At 52.8% G+C, this 3021-nt stretch carries 1 rRNA gene; it reads right to left on the reverse strand.

Annotated features, from left to right (window positions below):
• Positions 1-13 precede the first annotated feature (13 nt).
• Positions 14-2952: ribosomal RNA gene (locus UN64_RS19705) — 23S ribosomal RNA — on the reverse strand.
• Positions 2953-3021: the final 69 nt, after the last annotated feature.

The following is a 3021-nucleotide window of genomic DNA, read 5'->3' on the forward strand; positions in this document are numbered from 1 at the left end:
TTCATGCATTTTTAAGGATAAGCCCTCGACCGATTAGTATCTGTCAGCTCCACGTGTCGCCACGCTTCCACACCAGACCTATCAACCTCATCATCTCTAAGGGGTCTTACTCACTTAACGTGATGGGAAATCTCATCTTGAGGGGGGCTTCATGCTTAGATGCTTTCAGCACTTATCCCGTCCACACGTAGCTACCCAGCTATGCCCCTGGCGGAACAACTGGTACACCAGCGGTGTGTCCATCCCGGTCCTCTCGTACTAAGGACAGCTCCTCTCAAATTTCCTGCGCCCGCGACGGATAGGGACCGAACTGTCTCACGACGTTCTGAACCCAGCTCGCGTACCGCTTTAATGGGCGAACAGCCCAACCCTTGGGACCTACTTCAGCCCCAGGATGCGATGAGCCGACATCGAGGTGCCAAACCTCCCCGTCGATGTGGACTCTTGGGGGAGATAAGCCTGTTATCCCCAGGGTAGCTTTTATCCGTTGAGCGATGGCCCTTCCATGCGGAACCACCGGATCACTAAGCCCGACTTTCGTCCCTGCTCGACTTGTAGGTCTCGCAGTCAAGCTCCCTTGTGCCTTTACACTCTGCGAATGATTTCCAACCATTCTGAGGGAACCTTTGGGCGCCTCCGTTACTGTTTAGGAGGCGACCGCCCCAGTCAAACTGCCCGCCTGACACTGTCTCCGAACCGGATTACGGTCCAAGGTTAGAATTTCAATACAGCCAGGGTAGTATCCCACCGACGCCTCCACCGAAGCTGGCGCTCCGGCTTCTCAGGCTCCTACCTATCCTGTACAAGCTGTACCAAAATCCAATATCAAGCTGCAGTAAAGCTCCATGGGGTCTTTCCGTCCTGTCGCGGGTAACCTGCATCTTCACAGGTACTATAATTTCACCGGGTCTCTCGTTGAGACAGTATCCAAGTCGTTACACCTTTCGTGCGGGTCGGAACTTACCCGACAAGGAATTTCGCTACCTTAGGACCGTTATAGTTACGGCCGCCGTTTACTGGGGCTTCAATTCAGAGCTTCTCCCGTAAGGGATAACCCCTCCTCTTAACCTTCCAGCACCGGGCAGGTGTCAGCCCCTATACTTCACCTTGCGGTTTCGCAGAGACCTGTGTTTTTGCTAAACAGTCGCTTGGATCTATTCACTGCGGCTCTCTCGGGCGATAAACCCTATCAGAGCACCCCTTCTCCCGAAGTTACGGGGTCATTTTGCCGAGTTCCTTAACGAGAGTTCTCCCGATCATCTTAGGATTCTCTCCTCGCCTACCTGTGTCGGTTTGCGGTACGGGCACCTCTTTCCTCACTAGAGGCTTTTCTTGGCAGTGTAGGATCAGGGACTTCGGTACTAAAATTTCCCTCGCCATCACAGCTCAGCCTTCACGTTGGACGGATTTGCCTATCCAACAGCCTAACTGCTTAGACGCACTATTCCATCAGTGCGCTCACCCTACCTTACTGCGTCCCCCCATTGTTCAAACGGAAAGGAGGTGGTACAGGAATATCAACCTGTTATCCATCGCCTACGCTTTTCAGCCTCGGCTTAGGCCCCGACTAACCCTGAGCGGACGAGCCTTCCTCAGGAAACCTTAGGCTTTCGATGGACAAGATTCTCACTTGTCTTTCGCTACTCATACCGGCATTCTCACTTCAAAGCGCTCCACCAGTCCTTCCGGTCTGACTTCACTGCACTTCGAACGCTCCCCTACCCCTGTACCTAATGGTACAAGCCATAGCTTCGGTGATACGTTTAGCCCCGTTACATTTTCGGCGCAGAGTCACTCGACCAGTGAGCTATTACGCACTCTTTAAATGGTGGCTGCTTCTAAGCCAACATCCTGGTTGTCTGGGCAACTCCACATCCTTTGCCACTTAACGTATACTTTGGGACCTTAGCTGATGGTCTGGGCTGTTTCCCTTTTGACTACGGATCTTATCACTCGCAGTCTGACTCCCGCGGATAATTCTCTGGCATTCGGAGTTTGACTGAATTCGGTAACCCTGTGGGGGCCCCTAGTCCAATCAGTGCTCTACCTCCAGGAATCTTGCCGCGAGGCTAGCCCTAAAGCTATTTCGGGGAGAACCAGCTATCTCCGTGTTCGATTGGCATTTCACCCCTACCCACACCTCATCCCCGCACTTTTCAACGTGCGTGGGTTCGGGCCTCCATTCAGTGTTACCTGAACTTCACCCTGGACATGGGTAGATCACACGGTTTCGGGTCTACGACCACGTACTATGTCGCCCTATTCAGACTCGCTTTCGCTGCGGCTCCGTCTATTCAACTTAACCTTGCACGGGATCGTAACTCGCCGGTTCATTCTACAAAAGGCACGCCGTCACCCGTTAATGGGCTCCGACTACTTGTAGGCACACGGTTTCAGGATCTCTTTCACTCCCCTTCCGGGGTGCTTTTCACCTTTCCCTCACGGTACTGGTTCACTATCGGTCACTAGGGAGTATTTAGCCTTGGGAGATGGTCCTCCCGGATTCCGACGGGGTTTCACGTGTCCCGCCGTACTCAGGATCCACTCAGGAGGGAACGAAGTTTCAGCTACAGGGCTGTTACCTTCTTTGGCTGGCCTTTCCAGACCGCTTCACCTACTTCGTTCCTTTGTAACTCCATGTAGAGTGTCCTACAACCCCAGAGGGCAAGCCCTCTGGTTTGGGCTGTTTCCGTTTCGCTCGCCGCTACTCAGGAAATCGCATTTGCTTTCTCTTCCTCCGGGTACTTAGATGTTTCAGTTCCCCGGGTCTGCCTTCTCATACCCTATGTATTCAGATATGGATACCATCCCATTACGGATGGTGGGTTCCCCCATTCGGAAATCCCCGGATCAGTGCTTACTTACAGCTCCCCGAGGCATATCGGTGTTCGTCCCGTCCTTCTTCGGCTCCTAGTGCCAAGGCATCCACCGTGCGCCCTTTCTAGCTTAACCTTATATGATGTTTACACATCAAAGATTGTTGCTTTGGCGCAGATTAGATAATTCTATCTGCCTTGCATT

The organism is Fictibacillus arsenicus (assembly GCF_001999465.1).
Lineage (GTDB): Bacteria > Bacillota > Bacilli > Bacillales > Fictibacillaceae > Fictibacillus > Fictibacillus arsenicus.